General features: G+C 58.6%; 24 protein-coding genes. 12 read left to right on the plus strand and 12 right to left on the minus strand.

Annotated elements, in window-relative coordinates; translation table 11 throughout:
- The first annotated feature begins 194 nt into the window (after positions 1-194).
- Both U6037_RS15045 and U6037_RS15050 read left to right on the plus strand, forming a co-directional pair.
- Positions 195-758: a TetR/AcrR family transcriptional regulator gene (locus U6037_RS15045; protein ID WP_007914737.1), complete on the plus strand. Its 564-nt coding sequence runs from the start codon at positions 195-197 to the stop codon at positions 756-758.
- Between the two features lie 55 nt (positions 759-813).
- Positions 814-1,293 carry a nuclear transport factor 2 family protein gene (locus U6037_RS15050; RefSeq protein ID WP_322843523.1) on the plus strand — a complete coding sequence of 160 codons (480 nt, stop codon included), beginning with the start codon at positions 814-816 and terminating at the stop codon, positions 1,291-1,293.
- A gap of 123 nt (positions 1,294-1,416) precedes the next feature.
- Here U6037_RS15050 and sfnG read toward each other — a convergent pair whose 3' ends face one another.
- Complete coding sequence (sfnG, locus tag U6037_RS15055; protein WP_322843524.1) at positions 1,417-2,499, minus strand: dimethylsulfone monooxygenase SfnG; 1,083 nt, start codon at positions 2,497-2,499, stop codon at positions 1,417-1,419.
- Positions 2,500-2,831: 332 nt separating this feature from the next.
- On the opposite strand from sfnG, the gene U6037_RS15060 reads away from it, so the two are divergent.
- Positions 2,832-3,611 (plus strand): TSUP family transporter, encoded by a 780-nt coding sequence (locus tag U6037_RS15060; protein ID WP_103302453.1) that lies wholly within the window; start codon positions 2,832-2,834, stop codon positions 3,609-3,611.
- Here the strand turns inward: U6037_RS15060 and nudC are convergent.
- The 4 genes from nudC to U6037_RS15080 all read right to left on the minus strand — a co-directional run bounded on the left by nudC (position 3,579) and on the right by U6037_RS15080 (position 7,937).
- On the minus strand, positions 3,579-4,409 hold the full coding sequence (gene nudC / locus U6037_RS15065) for an NAD(+) diphosphatase (protein ID WP_322843525.1): 831 nt from the start codon (positions 4,407-4,409) through the stop codon (positions 3,579-3,581). The two genes, U6037_RS15060 and nudC, sit on opposite strands and share 33 nt — an antisense overlap.
- A 6-nt stretch (positions 4,410-4,415) precedes the next feature.
- The gene (locus tag U6037_RS15070) at positions 4,416-5,228 is read right to left on the minus strand and encodes a crotonase/enoyl-CoA hydratase family protein (protein WP_322843526.1); all 813 of its coding nucleotides are present in this window, start codon (positions 5,226-5,228) and stop codon (positions 4,416-4,418) included.
- Between the two features lie 203 nt (positions 5,229-5,431).
- Positions 5,432-6,355, minus strand: a complete 924-nt coding sequence (locus U6037_RS15075) for a magnesium transporter CorA family protein (protein ID WP_322843527.1) — start codon at positions 6,353-6,355, stop codon at positions 5,432-5,434.
- A 7-nt stretch (positions 6,356-6,362) separates the two neighbouring features.
- On the minus strand, positions 6,363-7,937 hold the full coding sequence (locus U6037_RS15080) for a RimK family protein (protein ID WP_322843528.1): 1,575 nt from the start codon (positions 7,935-7,937) through the stop codon (positions 6,363-6,365).
- A gap of 92 nt (positions 7,938-8,029) precedes the next feature.
- Between U6037_RS15080 and U6037_RS15085 the strand changes: the two genes are divergently transcribed.
- A complete protein-coding gene (locus U6037_RS15085) occupies positions 8,030-9,130 on the plus strand; it encodes a peptidase C39 family protein (protein ID WP_322843529.1) in 1,101 nt (366 codons plus the stop codon).
- Between the two features lie 108 nt (positions 9,131-9,238).
- On the opposite strand, the gene U6037_RS15090 is transcribed toward U6037_RS15085, so the two are convergent.
- A complete protein-coding gene (locus U6037_RS15090) occupies positions 9,239-10,393 on the minus strand; it encodes a PQQ-dependent sugar dehydrogenase (RefSeq protein WP_322843530.1) in 1,155 nt (384 codons plus the stop codon).
- 53 nt (positions 10,394-10,446) lie between these two features.
- On the minus strand, positions 10,447-10,767 hold the full coding sequence (locus tag U6037_RS15095) for a hypothetical protein (protein WP_322843531.1): 321 nt from the start codon (positions 10,765-10,767) through the stop codon (positions 10,447-10,449).
- 189 nt (positions 10,768-10,956) lie between these two features.
- On the opposite strand from U6037_RS15095, the gene U6037_RS15100 reads away from it, so the two are divergent.
- A complete protein-coding gene (locus U6037_RS15100; protein WP_322843532.1) occupies positions 10,957-11,823 on the plus strand; it encodes a Ku protein in 867 nt (288 codons plus the stop codon).
- Between the two features lie 165 nt (positions 11,824-11,988).
- Here the strand turns inward: U6037_RS15100 and lpxO are convergent, their stop codons facing one another.
- Positions 11,989-12,888 carry a lipid A hydroxylase LpxO gene (lpxO, locus tag U6037_RS15105; protein WP_322843533.1) on the minus strand — a complete coding sequence of 300 codons (900 nt, stop codon included), beginning with the start codon at positions 12,886-12,888 and terminating at the stop codon, positions 11,989-11,991.
- 381 nt (positions 12,889-13,269) lie between these two features.
- Here lpxO and U6037_RS15110 point away from each other — a divergent pair, with 381 nt between their 5' ends.
- The gene (locus U6037_RS15110) at positions 13,270-14,856 is read left to right on the plus strand and encodes an ABC-F family ATPase (protein WP_322843534.1); all 1,587 of its coding nucleotides are present in this window, start codon (positions 13,270-13,272) and stop codon (positions 14,854-14,856) included.
- A gap of 278 nt (positions 14,857-15,134) precedes the next feature.
- Positions 15,135-16,322 (plus strand): MFS transporter, encoded by a 1,188-nt coding sequence (locus tag U6037_RS15115; protein ID WP_322843535.1) that lies wholly within the window; start codon positions 15,135-15,137, stop codon positions 16,320-16,322.
- 92 nt (positions 16,323-16,414) lie between these two features.
- Here the strand turns inward: U6037_RS15115 and U6037_RS15120 are convergent, their stop codons facing one another.
- Together U6037_RS15120 and U6037_RS15125 are read right to left on the minus strand one after the other, a co-directional pair.
- Positions 16,415-17,452, minus strand: a complete 1,038-nt coding sequence (locus tag U6037_RS15120) for a dienelactone hydrolase (protein WP_322843536.1) — start codon at positions 17,450-17,452, stop codon at positions 16,415-16,417.
- A gap of 234 nt (positions 17,453-17,686) precedes the next feature.
- Positions 17,687-18,298 carry an FMN-dependent NADH-azoreductase gene (locus U6037_RS15125; protein WP_322843537.1) on the minus strand — a complete coding sequence of 204 codons (612 nt, stop codon included), beginning with the start codon at positions 18,296-18,298 and terminating at the stop codon, positions 17,687-17,689.
- 127 nt (positions 18,299-18,425) lie between these two features.
- Here U6037_RS15125 and U6037_RS15130 point away from each other — a divergent pair, with 127 nt between their 5' ends.
- Entirely contained in the window at positions 18,426-19,334 is a 909-nt protein-coding gene (locus U6037_RS15130; RefSeq protein WP_242208077.1) for a LysR substrate-binding domain-containing protein, read from the plus strand.
- A complete protein-coding gene (locus U6037_RS15135; RefSeq protein WP_123596121.1) occupies positions 19,331-19,690 on the plus strand; it encodes an MmcQ/YjbR family DNA-binding protein in 360 nt (119 codons plus the stop codon). The genes U6037_RS15130 and U6037_RS15135 overlap by 4 nt, the downstream gene beginning before the upstream one ends.
- Positions 19,691-19,809: 119 nt before the next feature.
- Here U6037_RS15135 and U6037_RS15140 read toward each other — a convergent pair whose 3' ends face one another.
- Positions 19,810-20,241: a DUF1294 domain-containing protein gene (locus U6037_RS15140; RefSeq protein WP_322843538.1), complete on the minus strand. Its 432-nt coding sequence runs from the start codon at positions 20,239-20,241 to the stop codon at positions 19,810-19,812.
- Entirely contained in the window at positions 20,238-21,068 is an 831-nt protein-coding gene (locus U6037_RS15145; protein WP_322843539.1) for an undecaprenyl-diphosphate phosphatase, read from the minus strand. Before U6037_RS15145 ends, U6037_RS15140 begins: the two co-directional genes overlap by 4 nt.
- Positions 21,069-21,372: 304 nt before the next feature.
- On the opposite strand from U6037_RS15145, the gene U6037_RS15150 reads away from it, so the two are divergent.
- From U6037_RS15150 to U6037_RS15160, 3 genes are all read left to right on the plus strand, one after another.
- Entirely contained in the window at positions 21,373-23,007 is a 1,635-nt protein-coding gene (locus tag U6037_RS15150) for a methyl-accepting chemotaxis protein (protein WP_322843540.1), read from the plus strand.
- Between the two features lie 255 nt (positions 23,008-23,262).
- Positions 23,263-23,826: a nicotinamide riboside transporter PnuC gene (pnuC, locus tag U6037_RS15155; RefSeq protein WP_322843541.1), complete on the plus strand. Its 564-nt coding sequence runs from the start codon at positions 23,263-23,265 to the stop codon at positions 23,824-23,826.
- Positions 23,823-24,347 (plus strand): AAA family ATPase, encoded by a 525-nt coding sequence (locus U6037_RS15160; RefSeq protein ID WP_322847329.1) that lies wholly within the window; start codon positions 23,823-23,825, stop codon positions 24,345-24,347. The genes pnuC and U6037_RS15160 overlap by 4 nt, the downstream gene beginning before the upstream one ends.
- Positions 24,348-24,577 lie beyond the last annotated feature (230 nt).

Genomic DNA, 24,577 nt, shown 5'->3' on the forward strand with positions numbered 1-24,577 from the left:
ATGGGTCGAATCCGAAGAACCCGAGAGCTTACACCATCACATCCTTCGGGTCTTGTTAGTGCCCGTAAAGAGATCAAAAGATCGCAGCCTTCGGCAGCTCCTACACAGGCCAATGTAGGAGCTGCCGAAGGCGGCGATCTTTTGATCTTAAAAATAAATTGCCAAAGGAGAACAATCGTTCTACTGTTCGCCACATGAACGAAATCACTAGCAACGACACACGCGACATCATTCTGGATGTCACCGAAAAGCTGATCTACAAAAGTGGCATCGCTGCCACCAGCATGGATCTTCTGGTGAAAACCGCCGGCGTCTCCAGAAAAAGTATCTACCGTTACTTTGCCGATAAGGACGCACTGACCGTCGCCGCCCTGCAACGCCGCGATGTGCGCTGGATGCACTGGTACCGAAGCGCTGTCGATCAAGCTGAAACCCCGGCCGATCGCCTGCTCAACCTGTTTACCGTGCTCAAGAGCTGGTTCGCCTCCGAAGGCTTTCGCGGCTGCGCCTTCATCAACACCAGCGGCGAGACCGGCGATCCACAGGACCCGGTGCGCCTGGTGGCGAAAGAACACAAACAGAAGCTGCTCGACTACGTGTGCGAGCTGTGTACCGAACATGGTGCCGAGGATCCGCAACTGCTGGCCAAACAGCTGCTGATCCTGATTGACGGCGCCATTACCGTAGCGCTTGTGATGGGTGATCACAGTGCCGCCGATAATGCGCAATGCATGGCGCGAAAGTTATTGGACCTGTAACGCCTTAATAAGCCGGACTTGTTGTTCAATTATTAATTAGATCGGGAGACTGAACATGTCTACTGCAGCTCAGGTACGTCCGCCATTGCCGCCCTTCAACCGTGAATCGGCGATCGAGAAAGTTCGTCTGGCCGAGGATGGCTGGAACTCGCGTGATCCGGAACGGGTTTCGCTGGCTTACACCCTTGATACCAAGTGGCGCAATCGCGCCGAATTCGCCAACAACCGTGAAGAGGCCAAGGCATTTCTGACCCGTAAATGGGCGAAGGAGCTGGATTACCGTTTGATCAAGGAACTGTGGGCCTACTCCGACACCCGCATCGCCGTGCGTTACGCCTATGAGTGGCACGATGATTCGGGCAACTGGTTCCGCTCTTATGGCAACGAAAACTGGGAGTTCGATGATAACGGCCTGATGTTCCAGCGCTACGCGTGCATCAACGACATGCCGATCAAGGAAAGCGAGCGCAAGTTCCACTGGCCGCTGGGCCGCCGCCCGGATGATCATCCGAGCCTGTCCGACCTCGGCCTGTAAGCCAACACAGGTCCAATTGTAGGAGTGAGCCTGCTCGCGATAGCGGTGTGTCAGTCAACATATAAGGTGACTGTTCAGACGCTCATCGCGAGCAGGCTCACTCCTACAGGGGGTTTGTGTTGTTCAGGCGACGGCGGCAGTCTTTTCGGCCTCCAGCTCGCGCACCAGCGGCAACACTCGCTCACCGAAATACTGCACCTCTTCCTGGAAGTGCAGAAACCCCGCCAGCACCAGATCCACACCCACCGCCTTCAACGCCACAATGCGCTCGGCAATCTGCAGCGGCGTGCCAATCAGATTGGTCTTGAAGCCATCGTTGTACTGCACCAGATCCTCAAACGTCGATTTCGCCCAGTTGCCCTCACCCTCCGGCGATGCCCGGCCCGCCTGTTTTGCTGCATCACCAAAGGCGTTCACGGCTTCCGGGTCAGCCTGATCGATGATCTGCGCAAGCACGGCGCGCGCTTCTTCTTCGGTATCACGGGCGATGACAAACGCGTTGACGCCCACTTTCACCGAATGATTATTCGCCGCTGCCTTGGCACGAATATCGTCAACCTGCGCCTTGATCCCTTCAACGCTGTTGCCATTGGTGAAATACCAGTCCGAAACCCGCGCTGCCATGTCTCGCGCCGCACGGGAACTGCCGCCCTGGAAAATCTCCGGACGGCCCAGCGGTTTCGGTTTAAGGCTGTAATTGTCGAAACGATAGAAGTCGCCGCGAAAGGTGAAGTTGTCCTGACTCCACACGCCGCGCAATGAACGAATGAACTCTTCGGAACGACGATAACGCTCGTCATGCTCCAGCCAATGCTCGCCGATGGCGTGGAATTCGCCTTTGAACCAGCCGCTGACGATATTCACGGCGATGCGGCCGTTGGTGAGTTGATCGATGGTTGCCAGTTGCTTCGCCGCCAGTGCCGGTTGCCACGGGCCGGGCAAAATTGCCGCGATCACTTTGAGTTTGCTGGTGGCTGCGAGCAATGCGTGGCTGAACGCGACTGACTCATGCTGAAACTCGGCACCGTAACCGGCGGTGAAGCGGATCTGCGTCAGCGCGTATTCGAACCCGGCCGCTTCGGCGATCTGCGCCAGTTTGCGGTTGTAGTCGATGCCCCAATCGGTGCGCTGTTCGATCTTGCTGACCACCAGCCCACCGCTGACGTTCGGCACCCAGTAGGCAAATTTCACGGCTTGCTGACTCATTGGCGTGTCCTCGGGACATTTGCGGAGATGAGAGTGGTAGAGCAGCAAATGTGCCAGCCTGGAAATGCCCGGTTTTGTTGGTTTTTTCGATTGTGCAGATGTTTTGCACAAGGAGATTTGTTGTCTGGGTGTCGGGTGGGCAACAGTGGGTGATGGAATGGCCGGACTGGCGTCATCGCGAGCAGGCTCACTCCTACATTTGGAATGCGTTCCCCTGTAGGAGTGAGCCTGCTCGCGATTGGGCTTTACGGGTCGCCGCAACAGTTGGATACAGGTAACATGACCGCCCTCCCCGCAGCCAAATCTGCGCCCTGCCGAATAAGCCGATTTCCATGCCTTTCGAACTCAGCGTTGACCTCACCACTCTGGCCATTCTGGCCCTTGTCGCTTTCATTGCCGGTTTCATCGACGCCATCGCCGGCGGCGGCGGTCTGTTGACCACCCCGGCGCTGCTGACCGCAGGCCTGCCGCCACATCTGGTGCTGGGCACCAACAAACTGAGTTCGACGTTCGGCTCGGCCACCGCCAGTTTCACCTTCTACCGCCGCAAGCTGTTCCACCCACGGCAGTGGGTGCACGCGATTGTCGGCACGCTGGTCGGCGCATTGACCGGCGCCATCGTCGCCCATTACCTGCCGGCCGAATGGCTGAACAAGATGCTCCCGGTCATCGTCTTCGCTTGCGGTCTGTATCTGTTGTTTGGCGGCACGCCAAAAGCACCGCTGGACAGCGATGCGCCGATCAAAAAGAAATGGCAGTCGACCCAAGGCTTCAGCCTCGGTTTTTATGACGGTGTGGCCGGGCCCGGCACTGGCGCATTCTGGACGGTGAGCAGCTTGCTGCTTTACCCGATCGACCTGGTCAAGGCCAGCGGCGTGGCGCGCAGCATGAACTTCGTCAGCAACATTGCGGCGCTGTCGGTGTTCGTGTTTTCCGGGCAGGTGGACTGGATCATCGGCCTGAGCATGGGCCTGTCGGTGATGGTTGGCGCGTTCTTTGGCGCGCGCACCGCAATCAGCGGCGGCGCCAAGTTCATTCGCCCGGTGTTCATCACCGTGGTGCTGGGTTTGACCGTGCGCCTAGCCTGGCAACACTGGTTCAGCGTGGCCTAAGCGCCGCGCGACGTAGACGTCGATCAGGTAACGGGCAATCGATTTGGACGCTGGCAGCGGCGGCAGATCGTGCACGTTGAACCACTGGGCGTCTTCGATCTCGTCTTCCTGACAGACAATCTCGCCACCGGCATATTCGGCATGGAAGCCGAGCATCATCGAATGCGGGAACGGCCAGCACTGGCTGCCCAGGTACTGAATGTTCTGCACCTCGATCTGCACTTCCTCGCGCACTTCCCGAATCAGGCAATCCTCGGCCGACTCGCCCGGTTCGGCGAACCCGGCCAGCGTGCTGTAAACCCCGGTGACGAAACGCGGTGAACGCGCCAGCAGAATCTCGTCGCCACGGGTGATCAGCACGATCATGCTCGGCGAAATGCGCGGATAACTGCGCAGGTCGCACGGCTGGCAATACATCGCCCGTTCGCGCGGCACCTGTGTCATCGCCTGCCCGCAATTGCCGCAGAAACGATGCTCACGCGCCCACGTGCCGATCTGAGCGGCGTAACCAAGCACTTTGTAGATCGTGTGATCGCCATCGAGCATGAACGCCCGCAGACCTTTCCAGTTGCAACCCGGCACTTCGCTGGCACTGCGCAGTTCGAGCAGGTACACCGGCTCGCCATCGAGATGGCCGATACCGTGCTCGGCGAGGATCGACAGGTCCTGACGCTTGAGCCATTCCCGAGGGAACAACGCGCCGTTGTCATCGAACAGAAAGCCGTCCGGGCTGCGCGCCACGGCCCAGCCGCCGGGTTGATCGGTATCGAGTACTGCAGTGGTCCAGCGAGATGTCATGGTTTCTCAGTCCAGAAATTCGGGTTTCTGTTTGCTCATATGGGCCGCCATGGCCACGCGCAAGTCGGTGGATTGCAACATGGCGGCGTTCCAGGTGGCAACGTATTCGAGGCCGTCGTCGATGCGATGGTCGCGCATGTAGCTGATCATTTCCTTGGTGCCGGTGACCGCGATCGGCGATTTCGACGCGATTTCACGGGCGATGTCGACCACGCCTTCGAGCAGCGCTTCCTTGTCGCTGTACACGCGATTGACCAGGCCGATGCTGCGCGCCTCGTCAGCGCCAAAAGTGCGACCGGTGTACGCCAGTTCACGCAGCATGCCGTCACCGATGATCCGTGGCAACCGTTGCAAAGTGCCAACATCAGCGGCCATGCCGATATCGATTTCCTTGATCGAGAATTGCGCGTCCTCGGCGGCATAACGCATGTCGCAGGCCGCAATCAGATCGATGGCGCCACCCAGGCAATATCCCTGAATCGCTGCGAGCACCGGTTTGCGGCAGTTGTCAACCGCGTTGAACGACGCTTGCAGGGTAAGGATCTTGCGGCGCAACAGACGCGCGTTGCGGCCAACGTCCTTGCCCAGTTCATTGGCGACGCCGGCGAGCATCATCAGGTCGATGCCGGAAGAAAAGTGTTTACCGTTGCCACTGAGCACCACCACGCGCACTTCATCGGTATCGTCGATCCACTGGAAGATCTCGACGATCTCGCTCCAGAACGCCGCGTTCATCGAATTGATCTTTTCCGGGCGATTGATCTGCACATGGGCGATGTTGTCGGCCAGTTCGACACTGAAGGCGGAGTATTGAGTCATGGCAGTGATCCTTTACCGGGCTGAAAATGAGGCCCGAACTATAACAAGGCATCACGGTGGCGGTTCGGCCAAATGCGGGACTGCAGCGCGCGTTCTCTGTAGGAGCTGCCGAAGGCTGCGATCTTTTGATTTTGTTTTTAAGAGCCAAGATCAAAAGATCGCAGCCTTCGGCAGCTCCTACCCGGGTTATTGCACAACCCCACTCATCTGGCCAAACGCCTTAATCCAAACAACATCCCCCCTGCCCCCAGCAACATCACCGCCAGAAACACCGGATAGGAAATCCACCACGGTGTCCCCGCCGTCATCATGCTGAACTCCGACATGCCGCCAATGCTCGCAATCAGGTTCAACGGCAGAAATACCACGTTGATCAACGTCAGTTTGCGCAGCAGGTTGTTCATGCTGTTGTTCATCAGATTGCCGCGCGCATCGATCAGCCCGGAAAACACCGTTGAGTAGATTTCCGCCTGCTTGTAGCACTGGTTGTTTTCGATGATCAGGTCGTCGATCAGACCGAGCGCTTCACTGCCGAAATGCTGCTTCTCGGCATGATTGCGCAGGCGTGTCAGGACCGCGCCGTTGCTGTGCAGTGCGTTGATGTAATAGATCAGGCTTTCGCTGAGGTTGAACATCTGCACCAGATGCTGGTTCTGCATCGAGGCGTTGAATTTCTGCTGCAGTTCGCGGGCGACCAGTTTGATCACCTTCAAATGGCCGAGGTAGTGATGGATGTTGTTGAACAGCAGATCGAGCAACACATCCAGCGGCGTATTCAACGGCTGGCGGGTGCCGAGGCCATGCAGCGGCGTGTCGTCGGTGGCGATCACCAGTAGTTGTCCCGGGGCGAACAGCAATCCGCACGACGACACTTCAAACGCCAGACTGCCGCCACCGGAATAGTTTTCCGGACGCTTCCAGATCAGGAACAAATGGTCGGGGTGAAACTCGATGCGTGACACCTCGTCCGGGTCCAGCGCTGACGCCAGTGCATGCGCATCGACCTTGAAATGACTGTGCAGCAAGTCGCGCTCGGCGGCATCCGGGTTGCTGAACAGCATGACCTCGGCGTCCAGTCGCTCGACCCGCTGCAAGGCGCCGTGGCTCAGTGCAAAGCTGTTGATCATCGGCGCATCACCAGGCCTGACCGCGACGCTTGAGTTCCAGACGGCGCACGAACTCATCCAGCACCAATGAATACAGATCGTCGTGCAAATAAGCGTCTTCGATACCGGCGTCGAGGTTGGGGTTGTCGTTGACTTCGATCACCACAACCTTGTCGCCCGCCTGTTTCAAATCGACACCGTAGAGGCCGTCGCCGATCAGGTTGGCAGTCTTCACCGCCAGTTCGACCACCGCACGCGGTGCTTCGTGGATCGCCATCGTCCGGCATTCGCCGTTGACGTCCTGGCCTTTGGCCTTGTGGTTGTAAATTTGCCAATGGCCCTTCGACATGAAGTATTGGCAGGCGAAAATCGGTTTACGGTTGAGCACGCCGATGCGCCAGTCGTACTCGGTGTAGAAAAACTCCTGAGCCAGCAGCAACACCGAATGCTCAAACAACTCAGCGGTGGCTTCGAGCAAAGCCTGCTGGCTTTCGACCTTGATCACGCCTCGGGAAAAACAACCGTCGGGAATCTTCAGCACCAGCGGGAAACCGAGACGCTCGCCCACGCGTTCGAAGTCTTCGGGTCGCTCCTTGTAGAGAATTTCGGTGGCGGGCATACCCAGTTGATGGCTGTTGAGCAGATCGGTCAGATAGACCTTGTTGGTGCAGCGCAGGATCGATGTCGGGTCGTCCATCACCACCAGACCTTCGCTCTCGGCCTTCTTGGCGAAGCGATAGGTGTGGTTGTCGACGCTGGTGGTTTCGCGAATCAGCAGGCCGTCGTACTCGGCCAGCCGCGCATAGTCCTTACGTTCGATCAGTTCGACGTCGATACCCATGGTTTTGCCGACCCGGACGAAATTCGCCAGTGCCTTGCTGTTGGAGGGCGGCAACGCTTCCTGTGGATCGTGCAAAATTGCCAGGTCGTAGCGCGCCACTTGCGGAGAACGCGGTATCCGCCAGACTTTGCGACTGAAACCGTCCAGCGCATTGGCGAACTGATCTTCCTGATCATCGCGCAACTTGTGCAGAGCACCAGACTTTATCCCTTCGATGTGCCAGCCGCTAGTTCGGCGAAACTCAACTAACAGAATCGGACAGGGAAACACTTCAAACAACTGCCGGGCCAGATCCTGTAAGGGCTCGATATGTGTTCGGCCAAAATACAGGGTCAGGGTAAAACCTTCGGTATCACTGTAGAGGTGATGACTGAGGGCTTTCTCCAGGGTTTTATCAAGATCGTCCAGTGCCAGGCCGTAGAGTGATTTTTTCGTCAGTTCGCTGATGGTGCGCACCGACGGAATCACCTTGTGCCCCCGCGCTTCGGCCAGCAACGAACAGTAGTAGCCGTGGCCCAGGTACTTGTAACTGCGGCACAGATTGATCACCTGCACACGTTTTCCCGTCTCGCTGTCGCAACTGTGCTCGAGGTACTCCTGAGCCGTCACGATGTCTTCACTGGGGAAGTATGACGCCCAGTCTTCCTTGCGCTCGACAATAATTACAACCTGGCTGGATGTTTTGATCGCCGAGTTCAAATAAGTTGCCGCCGGCAAACTTTGCTCGGATACTTCGCGCCAATGACCCTGTACCGCTGACATAGAGATTGATCCGTTGGAGAACAAGACCTTTTCTATTAAGCACGAAGTTTTTCGAAAGTCTCGTTTCGTTACGCAACTTTTACGGTGGTCATATGAAGGCTGTTTTTCGTTTGGCGGTAGTTGACGACTTGCCGGCGCTGCTGGCACTGGAAATGCAATGTTTCACCACTGACCGGCTTACCAGTCGCAGTTTTCAATGGATGATCACCCGCGCTCACGGGCGGCTGCTGGTGGCCGAGTGCGACGGTCAATTGCTGGGTTACGCGTTGGTGTTGTTCCATCGCGGTACTTCACTCGCGCGGCTGTATTCCATCGCACTCGCCATCGAAGCGCGCGGCACCGGCCTGAGCAAACAACTGCTGCAACGCATTGAGGCGCTGGCGCTGGAGCACGACTGCGCGTACCTGCGCCTGGAGGTGCGCACCGACAACCCTGCCGCGATTGCGCTGTATGAACGCAATGGCTACCGGCGCTTTGCACTGATTCACGATTACTACGAAGACCATGCCGATGCGCTGCGCCTGGAGAAACGCATTCTTCAGCATCGCGATTCGCGCAGCATCAAGGTGCCCTACTACCGGCAAACCACCGATTTCACCTGTGGCCCGGCGTGTCTGTTGATGGCCATGGGCGCACTGCAATCAGAGCGGCTACTGGAGCGACGTGAAGAACTGCAGCTCTGGCGTGAGGCGACCACGGTGTTCATGACCTCCGGCCACGGCGGTTGCAGTCCGCAGGGATTGGCGTTGGCGGCGTGGCGGCGGGGCTTCAAGGTGTGCTTGCAGTTGAGTCTGGCTGGGCCGCTGTTCCTCGACGGTGTGCGTGATGCGCATAAAAAAGACGTCATGCGTTTGGTGCACGACGAGTTCACGGCGCAGTTACAGGAAACTGATGTCGAGTGCCTGCTCGGTGTGGCGCTGGATCTGCCGCGACTGCTGGACGCCGGTGGGCAGCCACTGGTGTTGATCAGCAGCTATCGGCTGACCCGCTCTAAATCACCGCATTGGGTGGTCGTGACCGATTGCGACGAAGATTTCGTTTACCTGCACGACCCGGATGTCGATCACAGCCAGCATCGACAGCCCATGGATTGCCAGCATGTGCCGGTGAGCCATGGCGAGTTCGAGAAAATGTGCCGGTTTGGCCGGGGCAAATTGCGTGCTGCGGTGGTGCTGTATTCCCGCGAAACGTGAGAACCCACCTGTAGGAGCTGCCGCAGGCTGCGATCTTTTGATTTTGAAAAACAAGATCAAAAGATCGCAGCCTCGTTGCACTCGACAGCTCCGACAGGGGAATACCCGTCAAGGTGCGGGCTTCAGGCCGATCTTGTACAGCGAGCCCTTCTCTTCATCCGTCAGCACATACAAGTAACCGTCCGGCCCTTGCCGCACATCGCGAATGCGCTGCTTGAGTTCGCCGAGCAAACGCTCCTCGTGCACCACCTTGTCACCATCGAACTGCAGACGAATCAGTTCCTGAGTCACCAAGGCGCCGATAAACGCGTTGTGCTGCCACGGCTTGAAGCGGTCGCCATCGTAAAACGCCATACCGGTGACGCCCGGCGACTTCTCCCAGACGTGGTGCGGCGCGACAGTGCCTTCGGCAGTTTTACCCTGGGCTTCCGGGATCGGCTGCATCGAGTAATTGATGCCGTGGGTCGCCAGTGGCCAGCCGTAATTCTTGCCGCGTTCGATGATGTTCACCTCATCGCCACCGCGCGGGCCGTGCTCGTTTTCCCACAACGTGCCGGTCCATGGGTTAAGCGCCGCGCCCTGCGGGTTGCGCAGGCCGTATGCCCAGATCTCGGGACGAACGCCGGACTGGCCGACAAAGGGGTTGTCGTCCGGCACCTTGCCGTCCGGATAAATGCGCACGACCTTGCCTTGCAGCTTGTCGAGATCCTGCGCCGTGGGCCGGTCATTGTTCTCACCCAGGGTGATGAACAGATAGCCGTCGCGATCAAACACCAGCCGCGAGCCGAAATGGTTGCCCACCGAAAGCTTCGGTTCCTGACGGAAGATCACTTTGAAGTCCTTCAACGTCTTCAAATCGTCCGAAAGCCGTCCACGCCCGACGGCGGTGCCTGCCTTGTCGCCGGCACCGCCACCTTCGGCAAAAGAAAGATAGACCAGGCGATCCTCTTTGAAGTCCGGCGACAGCACGACATCCAGTAACCCACCCTGCCCTTTGGCCCAGACCTGCGGCACGCCGGAAATCGGCGCCGACAGCTTGCCGTCGGCGCTCACCACGCGCAGATTGCCGGGACGTTCACTGACCAGCATGCCTTGGCGATCCGGCAGAAATGCCAAGGCCCATGGATGCTCAAGGCCTGCGCTGATGGTCGTGACTTCGAGGGTGCCCTGTTCGCTTTGCAGCTCTTTAGGGGCGGCGGCGAATACCGGAGCGCTGATCAGCGCGCCGGCACAGAAAGTGGCTAGAAGGGTTTTACGCAACATGCACGATTCCTTTTGTTCGTTTGCAAAGGCCGGCAGAACCTCTGTTCTGCCGCTCAACGGTTGCTGTCTCCGCTACGCGAAGGAGGGTTGGGAATGAACGTGGGGGGTGTACTCGGCACCGAGCGGATCGGCTGGCCGTTGCCAATGCCTCGGTTCTCGACCGTAGGCTGACGTGGCGTCGGCACAGTGTTCGGCCCCCGAACGGGCGGAGCGCTCGGCTGGGTGCCCTGCATGCTATTAGGGTTGGCCCGGCGAATCGGACTGTTGTAGGGGTTGTTGCTGTTACCCGTCGGGCTTTGGGCCAACAGGACGTCGGCATGAACCAGACCGCCACTGAGGGTCAGGACGACGATGCCAAGCAGAATGCGGTTCATGACGCTGCCTCTCGATGGGCCAGGGATAGAGCCTTCGAGTCCACGCTACGCCGAGGGTTCGGATTTGTTAACCCACAAGCCTTAAACAACATGTAACACGGCTTGACCGAGTCCCTGGAAACCCGCGCATTTCGGGGAAACTTTCAGCCACAGCTGCAGGTCATCCGATCATCACTCGGAGAATGCATCATGGCTCGGGCAATCTGGAAAGGCGCGATCAGTTTCGGACTGGTACACATCCCTGTCGCACTGGTCTCGGCGACCTCGTCGCAGGGCGTCGATTTCGATTGGCTCGACAGCCGCAGCATGGACCCGGTGGGCTATAAACGGGTGAACAAGGTCACCGGCAAGGAAGTCACCAAGGAACACATTGTCAAAGGTGTGGCCTATGAAAAAGGTCGTTATGTGGTGCTCAGCGAAGAGGAAATCCGCTCGGCGCACCCGGTTTCAACGCAGACCATCGACATCTTTTCCTTTGTCGACGCCGAACAGATTCCCCTGCAAAACATCGACACACCCTACTACCTGGCGCCGGACAAGCGTGGCGGCAAGGTCTACGCGTTACTGCGTGAAACCCTGAGCAAGACCAACAAGGTCGCCCTCGCCCGGGTGGTACTGCATACGCGCCAATACCTTGCGGCGTTGATGCCACTGGAAGATGCATTGGTGCTGGTGAAATTGCGCTGGCCGCAGGAGGTGCGTGGCCTTGACGAGTTGGAATTGGGTCCTGAAGTGACCAAACCGCAGTTGGCCAAGGGCGAACTGGACATGGCCAAGCGGTTGGTGCAGGACATGAGCGCGGACTGGAAGCCCGAGGATTACAAGGATGAGTTCGAAGACAAGATCATGGCGCTGGTCGAGAAGAAAGCCCATGAAGGCAAGATCGAGGATGTCGAGACGGTGGGCGGCGAAGAAGAGCGCAAAACGGCCGATGTTATCGATTTGACCGAGTTGCTGAAACGTAGCCTTGGCGGAAAAGCACCGGCGAAGCCGAAGGCGAAGGCCGCCACCAAGGCTGCGCCAGCCAAGAGGACAAAGAAGGCCTCGGGAGAATGACAAATAGAAGGATTGTCAGCCAACTGACAGGTTGTATTTGAGAGAGTCATTGCTAGCAGGCTAGCTCCCACAGGGTTCTGAGTCGAATGAGAAAATTGCTATCACTCAAGACCAAGGTGGGAGCGAGCCTGCTCGCGAAGGGGCCAGCCAAAGCAATGCAAAAACTCAGATCAGAATGAACACCGCCAGCAAACCGCCGAAGATCGCCCACTTTTCCATGTAGTAGCGCTTGCGATTGCGTTTTTTCAGCTCTTTACCACGCAGACGAATCTTGTAGATCCGCGTGAACAAGCGGTTGATGCCGCCAGTGCGGTCGCCGGCATCGTTCGGTGCACCGGCAGCCGACATCACCGTGCGGCTGAACCAGGCGTTGAACGCTGCAGCCCAGCGGTACTTCATCGGCCGCTCGATGTCACAGAAGAGGATGATGCGATTCTTGTCGGTAGTGTTTTCGGCGTAATGAATAAACGTCTCGTCGAACATTACCGCTTCGCCATCGCGCCAGTGGTAGCTCTCGCCATCGACGTTGATGTAGCAGCCGGCGTCGTTCGGCGTGTCCAGACCCAGATGGTAGCGGTAGGAACCTGCATACGGGTCACGATGGCGTACCAGCTTCGAACCCGGTGGCAGCTCGGCGAACATTGCCGCTTTGATCGAGCCGATGCTCTGCACCAGCTCGGTGGTGCGCGGGCACAGCTTCATCGCCGACGGATGGCTCTCGCCGTACCACTTCAGATAGAAACGCTTCCAGCCGCTTTTGAAGAACGAGTTGAAACCGACATCGTCGTATTGGTTGGAGCGCTTGATTTCGCCGGCACGCAGCAGGTTTTGCCCTTCTTCGCGGATTTCTTCCCAGTGCGCCTGCAACGGACTCAGATCAGGGAACTCGGCCGGGTCGAGATAAGGCTTGTTCGGCTTTTTCGAGAACAGATACAGAAAGCAGTTGATCGGCGCGAGAAACGTCGAATGGTCGCTGAGCTGTCGACCCAGTTTGTGGCGCACACGGCCACGAAGATGAACGTATGCAATCGAAATGACATAAATAGCAGCAATGATGAGTTTCACGGAAATCGTCACACGTCAGAAGTGAACAAACTGCGCGCTTGGCGGCCTGGGGCCCAGCGTCTTATGCAGTGGTCTGAATACACATGGCACGTCCTTGAGCCCGCGCCAGAAACCGGGCGCTCGGTGAAAGGTGGCATTTTAGCCACAGTTTGTAACCGATAGTGAATCTTCAACTGTGAAAAACTGTCCTGCGATCATGCCAATCGGCGATCGTGGCGTGATCGCCCTATCGTTTAAAGCGCCAGACCAGTACAATCGCCGCCAAACTTTACGCGCCCCCCTTGGTTGATGACGGGACTTCCCCGCTTCAGCGCACTTTGACTCGGGCCAAGCGCTGCAGCCGCACCCTCGCTTTTTAAGAATGCTTCGCAGGAAAAACTCTTGATCTCTACAGCTAACATCACGATGCAGTTCGGCGCCAAGCCGCTCTTCGAAAACGTTTCGGTCAAATTCGGCGCGGGCAATCGCTACGGTCTGATCGGCGCCAACGGTTGCGGCAAGTCGACCTTCATGAAAATCCTCGGCGGTGACCTCGACCCGTCCGGCGGTCAGGTCATGCTCGAGCCGAACGTGCGCCTGGGCAAGTTGCGTCAGGATCAGTTCGCCTACGAAGAATTCACCGTGATCGACACCGTGATCATGGGTCACGAAGAGCTGTGGAAGGTCAAGGCCGAGCGCGATCGCATCTACTCGCTGCCGGAAATGAGCGAAGAAGACGGCATGGCCGTGGCCGAGCTGGAAACCGAATTCGCCGAAATGGACGGCTACACCGCCGAATCCCGCGCCGGTGAACTGTTGCTGGGCCTGGGTATCGGCATCGAGCAGCACTTCGGCCCGATGAGCGAAGTTTCGCCGGGCTGGAAACTGCGCGTGCTGCTGGCGCAGGCACTGTTCTCCGATCCGGAAGTGCTGTTGCTCGACGAACCGACCAACCACCTGGACATCAACACCATTCGCTGGCTGGAAAACATCCTGACCCAGCGTAACAGCCTGATGATCATCATCTCTCACGACCGTCACTTCCTGAACAGCGTGTGCACGCACATGGCTGACCTGGATTACGGCGAGCTGCGCCTGTTCCCGGGCAACTACGACGAATACATGACCGTGGCGACCCAGTCCCGCGAGCAACTGCTGTCGGACAACGCCAAGAAGAAAGCGCAGATTTCCGAGCTGCAATCATTTGTCAGCCGCTTCTCGGCCAACGCCTCGAAAGCCAAGCAGGCCACGTCGCGCGCCAAGGCGATCGACAAGATCCAGCTGGCCGAGGTCAAGCCTTCGAGCCGCGTGAGCCCGTTCATCCGCTTCGATCAGAACAAGAAGCTGCACCGCCAGGCGGTCATCGTCGAAAAAATGGCCAAAGGCTTCGACGGCAAGCCATTGTTCAAAGACTTCAGCTTCCAGGTTGAAGCTGGCGAGCGCGTAGCGATCATTGGCCCGAACGGTATCGGTAAAACCACCCTGCTGCGCACCCTGGTCAACGAACTGACCCCGGACGCCGGCAGCATCAAGTGGACCGACGCGGCAGAACTGGGCTACTACGCTCAGGATCACGCGCACGATTTCGAAGACGACGTCACGCTGTTCGACTGGATGGGTCAGTGGACTCAGGGCGAGCAGATGATTCGCGGCACTTTGGGCCGCATGCTGTTCTCCAACGACGAGATCCTCAAGTCGGTCAAGGTCATCTCCGGTGGTGAGCAAGGTCGCATGCTGTTCGGCAAGCTGATCCTGCAAAAGCCGAACGTGCTGATCATGGACGAACCGACCAACCACCTGGACATGGAATCGATCGAGGCGCTGAACCTGGCGCTGGAAAACTACCCGGGCACGCTGATCTTCGTCAGCCACGACCGTGAGTTCGTATCGTCCCTGGCCACGCGCATCATCGAGCTGAGCCCGGATGGCGTGACCGACTTCAGCGGCACTTACGATGACTACCTGCGTAGTCAGGGCGTAGTGTTCTAAAAGCAGCTTCAAGTGTTGAGCTGCTAGCTTCAAGCTAAAGCCCTGTCCATGTGACGGGGCTTTTTGCATTCCAAGGTGAGGGATTTGCGGGTGCGGCTACCTTCGCGAGCAGGCTCGCTCCCACAGGGAATGCATTTCAAAGGTGGGAGTGAGCCTGCTCGCGAAGGGGCCATCAGCGGCTGCATCAATCCTCAGGGAAAATAGTTAGCCTGCTTTCTTTTATCTCAAGCCCACGCCATGATGCGAACTCTCCCACCGCCGCCCGCGAACGAGTCCTCATGTCTGCGCAGCAACAGCCACCGCAAAGCTCCATGGCGATCACCCTGCAGATCGTCTCCATCGTGTTCTATACCTTTATTGCCTTCCTCTGCATCGGTCTGCCGATCGCGGTGTTGCCCGGTTACGTGCACGAGCAACTGGGTTTCAGCGCAGTCATTGCCGGGCTGGTGATTGGCTCGCAGTATCTGGCCACCCTGCTCAGCCGGCCAATGGCCGGGCGCATGTCGGACACGGTCGGGACCAAACGAGCGATCATTTATGGCTTGTGGGGGATTGTCCTCAGCGGCTTGCTGACGCTGCTCTCCACGCTGTTGCAGAGTTTCCCGCTGGCCAGCCTGATCATTCTGATCATCGGCCGTTTGCTGCTCGGTATCGCGCAGGGTTTGATCGGCGTCGGCACCATCAGTTGGTGCATGGGCCAGGTCGGTGTCGAACACACCGCGAAATCCATCGGCTGGAACGGCATCGCCTCCTATGGCGCGATTGCCATTGGTGCGCCACTGGGCGTGGTGATGGTCGCCGATTACGGTTTCACCAGCCTCGGCATTGCGCTGGCGGTACTGGCGGCCGGCGCACTGCTGCTGATCCGCAACAAACCTCCGGTGCCGGTGATCCGTGGCGAACGCCTGCCGTTTTGGGCCGTGTTCGGCAAGATCGCACCGTATGGCGCCAGCCTGACCCTGGCCTCAATCGGTTACGGCACGCTGACCACGTTCATCACCCTTTATTATCTCAACCGCGGCTGGACCGGCGCAGCGTACTGCCTGACGGTGTTCGGTGTGTGTTTCATTCTGTCGCGGCTGCTGTTTATTTCGGCGATCAGTCGCTTTGGCGGCTTCAAATCGGCGATCGCCTGCATGACCATCGAAACCGTTGGCCTGGTGATGTTGTGGCTGGCACCCTCCACCGCATTCGCTTTGATCGGCGCAGGACTGGCGGGGTTTGGCCTGTCGCTGGTGTATCCGGCGTTGGGCGTCGAAGCGATCAAACAGGTGCCCAGCTCCAGCCGAGGATCCGGTTTGGGCGCATATGCAGTGTTCTTCGATCTGGCGCTGGCGATTGCCGGGCCGTTGATGGGCGCCGTGGCGTTGAATCTGGGGTATTCGTGGATATTCTTCTGTGCCGCGCTGTTGTCGGTGATCGGGCTGGGACTGACGTTGCTGCTCAAGCGCCGCGCAACAAGCTGAAAAACAAAGTCAAAAGATCGCAGCCTTCGGCAGCTCCTACAGGTTGTACGGTATTCCCGTGCAGGAGCTGCCGAAGGCTGCGATCTTTTGATCTATTGATCTGCGGTTTGCATGCCGGCCCGGGTCGGTCTGCCCAACGTGTGCGAGAAGAAACGCCCGGCTTCAGAGATCAGGTTGCGATGGATGTCCTCGCGATCGACACCATCAGCATCGGTGCACAGTGCCGGCATCGCGCGAATCTGCTCTTCATTACACGGCGCCATAAAGACGAAGTGCCCCGCCCCGGCCAGTAATTTGAAATCCGGCGCTGTCGGCAGTTTGCGCGCCAGCGCCGCCGCGTTCTTGTCGAAGGCCACCAGTTTGTCGCCATCGCCGCTGTAGAGCAGCACCGGCACATGCACATCGGCCAAGGTGTGCCGGCCGAACTTCAGGCTCAGCGGCGCCATCAACAGCAACGCATGAACACGCGGATCGGCCACCGGTTGCAGGTCATCGCGATCGACGATCAGTTCACCCTGCGTGTTACAGGCGTCACGATCATCTGGACGTTCCTGGCAATAACGACGCAAACGATCGAGATCCGGTTGCGCCCCGGACAGGATCAACGCCGTCTCGCCGCCCGCCGAATAACCGATCACCCCGACCTGATCGGCGTTGACGTACGGCGCGAGCATGCGGTCGCCAAGGGTCGCGGTGATGGCTTCGGAAATCTGGATCGGCCGCCCGTACAGATTGCTCAGGGTGCCGAGTCGGCTGTGGTCTTTGGAGTTGTCACCGGGATGGATCACCGCCACCACGACAAAACCTTTGCGCGCCAGCGACGTGGCGAGGTCGTGCAAGGCCAGCGGCGTGCCAGTGTTGCCATGCGAGAGCATCAACATCGGAAAGCGGCCGATGGCGACTTTGGTGTCTTCGCCGGCCTCGACCGAGTAGCCCTCGAGCAGGCTCATGTGTTCGCGGTCGCTGGAGGGATAGAACGCGATGGCGCGCATCGGTTGCAGATCCAAGGGGTCGAGGAAGGTCATCTCGTGATAACCGACGCTCCACACAGGGTGTCGCCCAGGCGCAGCATGCACTGTGTTAAGGCTGCCAAGCAGGCAAATCAGTAACGTTGCACAAAGACGCATCATGGGATGCCCCACCCTGTTGTTACTCAATCGAAAGATCCGTTGCGTGGCGGGCCAGAAACGCCGGGATTCGGTGCTTCGGTACGACATGCATTCAGACACTGATTGTTCGACTGCATAACCCGGGCCAGATTATGTAACAGCCAGAAACAAAAAACTCCGTATTCGCCCCTTGCGGAACCAGAATACAGAGTTTTTTGGGTGTTACCTGAACATCAGCTGTTCTTTACGCAAGCCTTACGCTGCGGCGAACAGTTGCTCGCTGATTTTTGCCTGGGCAGCGGTCATGGCGTTGTTGCGTACTTCTTCGCCATACGCCAGGCCTTCGGCACGGACGATTTCGATGTCGGTGATGCCGAGGAAGCCCAGCACCAGCTTCAGGTATTCTTCGTGAGCGATGCCGCTGGCCTGGCCAGCGTGGATGCCACCCGAGGTGGAAACGATCACCACTTTCTTGCCACCGCACAGGCCTTCAGGGCCGGCTTCGGTGTAACGGAAGGTCTGACCGGCAACGGCAACGCGATCGATCCACGCTTTAAGTTGGGTCGGCACAGTGAAGTTGTACATCGGCGCGGCGATGACGACGGCGTCGGCCGCGATAAATTCGGCCAACGTCGAAGCGCTCAGATTGGCTTCGTGCTGTTGTGCGGCGTTACGCAGCTCAGCAGTGGTGCCGGCGGCGACCAGCGTGGTCGACGAGAAGTGGCTGATGGCATCGGCGGCCAGGTCACGGTAGGTCACCACGGCGCTTGGCTCGGCGGCCTGCCAGGCTTTGACGACTTCGCTGCTCAACTGACGGGAAGCCGAGTTGTCGCCCAGAATGCTCGAATCGATATGCAGCAGTTTCATGTGGAATCTCCTGGAAGGAATCGCCGGTGGCGACGGAATGGAGACAATCCTACGCAAGAAACCAATGGATGATTAGCCGCCTGAAATGCGATAGTTTGTCCCACTGATAGAACAGTTGGATTTCCCGATGCAAGACCTCAACGATCTCTACTATTTCGCCAAAGTCGTCGAGGCCGGCGGTTTTGCCGCGGCCGGGCGTCTGCTGGGCATTCCCAAGTCGCGGCTGTCACGACGGATCGCCGAACTGGAAGAGCGCCTTGGCGCGCGTTTGCTGCAACGCACCACCCGGCAACTCAACCTCACGGCAGTGGGTGAACGTTATCTGCGTCACTGTCAGGCGATGTTGCTTGAGGCGGAGATGGCCGATGAAGCGGTGGCGAGCATGTCCAGCGAGCCGCGTGGCCGACTGCGAGTGTCCTGCCCCACTGGTCTGGCGCGGGAAATGTTGCCGTGGGTCATCAGCGAGTTCCTTGGCAAATTTCCGCAGGTGCAACTGGAAGTCGTCTTGCTCAACCGCCGCGTCGATCTGGTCGGCGAAGGCTTTGATGTGGCGCTGCGCGTGCGTGAACACGGTGACGAAGATCCGTTGCTGGTGACCCGGCGCTTGCGGCAGGCACAAATGGTCGTGGTCGCCAGTCCGGATTTTGTACAGGGCCAGTCGATCAACCATCCGCAAGACCTGAAAAATCTGCCGGTGCTCGGCGCCCTGGAGGCTGACCGCATGGTGCATGTGCGCTTGCTTGATCAACAGGGTGAAAGCTTTGAGTTGAACATGGAGGCACGCCTGGGCATCGATGACTTTATTGTGCGCAAAGCCTGCGTGCTGGCCGGCCAGGGTTTTACCTTGCTGCCGATGATGTACTGCGAAGAAGAACTGAGGAACGGCACGCTGGTGCAATTGCTGCCAGAGTGGTCGCTGCCTGGCGGCTGGCTGCAAGCGGTGTATCCGCATCGACGCGGGGTGATGCCGGCGGTGCGTGCCTGGATCGATCATCTGGTCGAGTCGTTCAATGCCTGTGGGGAGCGGTTGTTATGAGCAAGGGAAAGATGAGCGAAGCCGACGTGGCGGCGTTCTGCCTGGCATTGCCGGGCGCTCGGGAAGATTACAAATGGGGTGGCGTGCGGGTGTTTTCGATTGCCGGTAACAAGATGTTTGCCTTGCAGGGGCTGCGCGGCGATTCGCTGGCATTCAAGGTCGACAAGGATCTGTTTCTCGGCCATTGCGACCGCCCGGGGATTCACCCGGCGCCGTATCTGGCGCGGGCGCAGTGGATCATAATGCATCCGCCCTACCCGTTGGGTGCTGAGGAATTGCGCGGGTTGTTGCAGCGCTCGCATCAACTGGTGGTGAGCAAGTTGCCGAAAAAGACCCAAATCGGTTTATTGCTGTAAACCCGATCCCCCTGTGTAGGAGCTGCCGAAGGCTGCGATCTTTTGACTTTGATCTTTTAAAAAGCAAGATCAAGAGATCGCAGCCTTCGGCAGCTCCTGCAAGGGTTTTGTGTAAGCTGTCAGAACAGCGCTAGCAGGTTCGAGCCAAGAAACAACTGGTCGATCCAGAACACCTGATGCAGCAGCACAATCACCCAGAACAGAATCTGAAACGACACCTTGCGCGTTTTGTGCCGGAACACCTGCTGGGCGATCAACGCGCCCGGCCAGCCGCCCGCCAGCTCTACGGCATGCAGGATGTTCTCCGGTGTACGCCAGGCAGCCGTCTGCGCCTTGCGCTTGTCGGCCCAATACATGAAGAACGCTAGCACGCTGACGATCCCGTAAGCGGCCAGCGGCACCAACGAAATCCCGCGCAGCCACATCGACACAGAGCCGAACAACGGCAGCGCGCAGACGACCAGCAGAATCACCAGTTTCAGCTTCAGATGCTGGATGTTGTTGCCACCGGAAGGTCGACCTTCCGGCCGGCGTGCGCGGGAATCACTCATGGCTTGGCTGCCGCCCAGTCGATCCAGCCAAACTGCCACGTCGCCAGAATCACCAGACCAAACACGATCCGATACCAGGCGAACGCCGCATAGCTATGGCTGGCGATGAACTTGAGCAAGCCACGCACGGCAATCATGGCGAAGATGAACGCGGTGACAAAACCGATGGCAAACACAGGAAAGTCCGCCGGCACAAACAGGTGGCGATACTTGTAGCCCGAGTAGACCGCCGCACCGACCATGGTTGGCATGGCAAGAAAGAACGAAAACTCGGTGGCGGTCTTGCGCGACAGGCCGAACAGCAAGCCGCCAATGATCGTCGAGCCGGAACGCGAGGTGCCCGGGATCATCGCCAAACACTGCGCAAAACCGACTTTCAGCGCATCTCTCCAGGTGATTTCGTCGACCGTCTCAGCGTGCACTTCATGCTGACGCTTTTCCGCCCACAACATGATAATGCCGCCCACCACCAGCGCGGCCGCGACGGTAATCGGGTTGAACAGGTATTCGTGAATCAGGTCGGCGAAGATCACGCCCAGCACCACAGCGGGCAGAAACGCGATCAGCAGGTTGGCGGTAAAACGCCGTGCGCTTGGCTGGGTCGGCAAACCGATGACCACGTCGAGGATCTTGCGCCGAAACTCCCAGACCACCGCGAGAATCGCGCCGAGCTGGATGATGATATTGAACGCCATGGCTCGTTCGCCGCCGAATTCGAGCAAGTCGGCAACAATGATCTGGTGTCCGGTACTGGAAATGGGCAAAAACTCCGTCAGCCCTTCTACAACTCCTAGTATCAGTGCCTGCAAGGCCGTCCAAAGATCCATCAATCCCCCAAAGAGCGATGCGCGCCGGCATGCCCCGATAGTATTTTTTTACGTTCACTGCGATCAGCGTAGCTGGTTGTGGCTGTACCGATTCCGCGCGCACAGGATCCACACGAAACGGTCAAAATTCCGTGAAATATCAATTTGGATTCAGGTTTTCACGCGCGGGGCCGAAATCCTAACAGACAAGCCTTAATAGCGCTGCCGCGTTATACGACTTGGGTCGCGTATGCCCGCTCACGAAATCGTGGTTGGATGCTGGCGGTCGTTTATTACAAGAAAAAGAATCCGGAGTGACAGCGTTATGAACAGCTTGCGCAGTGTGTCGATCAGCCGACGCTTGTGGCTCATCTTGATTGTGGCGGTGGTCATGTTGCTGACCTTGGGCGTGTTGATGCTCAAGCAGATCCACGACGACCTGTATCACGCCAAGGCTCAGAAAACCCAGCACGTGGTGCAGACGGCCAGCGGCCTGCTGACCTATTACCACGACCTCGAAACCGCCGGCACTTTGAGCAAAGACGCGGCGCAGAAGCAGGCACTGACGGCGATTCGCGGCCTGCGCTACGACCAGAGCGATTATTTCTGGATCAACGACCTCACGCCCGTGATGGTCATGCACCCGACCAACCCGAAACTCGAAGGCCAGAACCTCTCGGCGATCCGCGATCCGGACGGCTTTGCGGTGTTCAACGAAATGGTTGCCATCGCCAAGGCCAAAGGTGCCGGCATGGTCGACTACCGTTGGCCGAAACCCGGCGACAGCGACCCGGTGGCCAAGACTTCCTACGTCAAACTGTTCGAACCTTGGGGCTGGGTGCTCGGCTCCGGGGTTTACGTCGATGATGTGCAGGCGGAATTCCAGGGCCAAATGATCAAGGCTTCGGTCATCGGTTTGGCGATTGCGCTGATCATGGCGCTGCTGGTGATCCTGATCGCACGCAGCATCGTCCGTCCGCTGCAAGAAACCGTGAACGCCATGGCCAACATTGCCAGCGGCGAAAGCGACCTGACGCGCAGCCTCGATACCCACGGCAAAGATGAGGTCACTGAACTGGCGCATCACTTCAACGCCTTCACCGCCAAACTGCGGCGGGTGATCGGTGATTTGCAGGTGTCGGCCAGCGCCCTTGGCCAATCGTCCAGCGAACTGGGCAACGACGCCTCGCAGGCCCAGCAACGCAGCCAGCAGCAATCGCAGCAGATGGAACTGGTGGCCACGGCGATCAACGAAGTGACCTATGGCGTGCAGGATGTGGCGAAAAACGCCGAGCACGCCGCCGCTGAAATGCGTGACGCCGAAGCGCAGGCGCAACAGGGCCAGATCAATATCGATGGCAGCTTGCAGCAGATCGACAAGCTGTCCGGCACCATCGATCAAGCGGTTGAAGTGATTCGCACCCTCGCGGCCGAAAGCACTCAGATCGGTAGCGTACTGGAAGTGATCCGCTCGATTGCCGAGCAGACCAATCTGCTCGCGCTCAACGCCGCGATCGAAGCGGCGCGGGCCGGTGAGCAAGGTCGCGGGTTTGCCGTGGTGGCGGATGAAGTACGCCTGCTGGCGCAGCGGACGCAGAAGTCGACAGCGGAAATCCAGTCGATGATCGAACGCTTGCAGAATCATTCCGAAGCCGCCGTGAAGGTCATTGGCGACAGCAGCAAGGCGTCGCAATTGACCATTGAACAAGCCGGGCTGGCCGGTGCCAGTCTGAATGCCATTGGCCAGGCATTGCGCAATCTCAATGGCCTGAATGCGTCGATTGCCAGCGCCACGCTGCAACAGGCGCATGTCGTCGAGGACATCAATCAGAACGTGACGCAGGCTGCCGGCCTCTCGCACAGCACGGCGATCGCGGCCGAGCAATCAAGTGCAGCCAGCCTGCGCCTTGGTCAATTGAGCGAGCAACTCAACGCCCTCCTGCGCCAGTTCCGCGTCTGACCCGTGTAACTGTGGTGAGCCCACCCCTCACCCCAGCCCTCTCCCCGAGGAGAGGGGGCCGACCGAGGTGTCTCAAGCTATATGTCGACCTGAAAAATCGAGTCGATTATGGATTCAACGCAGAAAGATCAGGTCGGCGTATCTCGAACATCCAACTGGGTCAGTCCCCTCTCCCTCTGGGAGAGGGTTAGGGTGAGGGGTTTGGCCCAATGCAGTACAATCCGCCCCCTCCTCAATTTCCCCCAAGGAACCCCTATGTCCGGGCTTGAACTGTTTGCCGCCGCCCTCGGTGTGGTCGCCGTCTGGCTGACGGTCAAACAGAATCCGTGGTGCTGGCCGATCGGGCTGGTCATGGTGCTGCTCTACAGCTGGATCTTCTTTGAAGTGAAGCTGTACTCGGACATGTTGCTGCAAGTGATTTACGCCGCATTGCAAGTCTATGGCTGGTGGCAATGGACTCGCGCCGGGACGATGCATGACGGCCGCGAGGTCACCCGCCTCGATCAACGCTCTATCCTGATCGGCCTCGGTGCTGGCGCGGTCGGCAGCCTGCTGCTCGGCGCGGCCATGGCCCACTGGACCGACGCCGCGCAACCGTGGCTCGATGCCGCGCTCACCGGTTTCAGCCTGGTCGCGCAACTGTGGATGGCGCAGAAACGCCTGCAGTGCTGGGCGCTGTGGTTCGTGCTCGATGTGATCTTTGTCGGCTTGTTCATCTATAAAGGGCTGTACCTGACCGCTGCGCTGTACGGGCTGTTTACCTTGCTGGCGATTCAAGGCTTTCGCGAATGGCGCGCCGATCCGGCGTTGCGCACATGAAGGTCGTGGTCCTGACCGGGCCCGAATCCACCGGCAAGAGCTGGCTGGCGGCGGGACTGCAACAACGCTTTGGCGGCTTGCGCGTGGATGAATACGTGCGTCGGTTTATCGAACTCAATCCCCGCGATACGTGCCTTGCCGACATCCCTGATATCGCTCGGGGCCAACTGCAATGGGAAGATGAAGCGCGGGCGCAACAGCCTGCGCTGCTGATCCTCGACACCCATTTGCTGAGCAACATGCTGTGGAGCCATACCCTGTTTGCCGACTGTCCGGGCTGGCTGGAAACCGAGCTGTTGGCACGGCATTACGACCTGCACCTTCTCTTGTCCCCGGAACAGGTCGACTGGACCGATGACGGTCAGCGCTGTCAACCGGATCTGGACGAGCGTCTGGCGTTTTACCAGTCCACGCAAAACTGGCTGGAAACCCACCATCAGCGCTTTCTGATCATTCAGGGCAATTGGGCCGAACGCCAACGACAGGCTTTTGCCGCCGTCGAGCAACTGCTGGCGGAGTGACCCGGCCAACGGGTCAGTTTCCCCAAAGATTCCCCCTGTTTTGGGGGCAAAGTGTCCGATACTGAAACACTCCGTGAGGTGCAAAGCGCCCGTCTCAGCACTGTTCACTGTTTTGTCATCGCCGTTGTTTCACGGTTGAAACACATCGTCGCAAACCCTCGTTCCAGAGCTTTGTTCAGCCAATAGACAGGTCGGCGCGCTCACGCGTGTATCAATCCTGAAACAGTGTG

Origin of the sequence: Pseudomonas sp. B33.4 (assembly GCF_034555375.1) — a bacterium.
Classification (GTDB): Bacteria; Pseudomonadota; Gammaproteobacteria; order Pseudomonadales; family Pseudomonadaceae; genus Aquipseudomonas.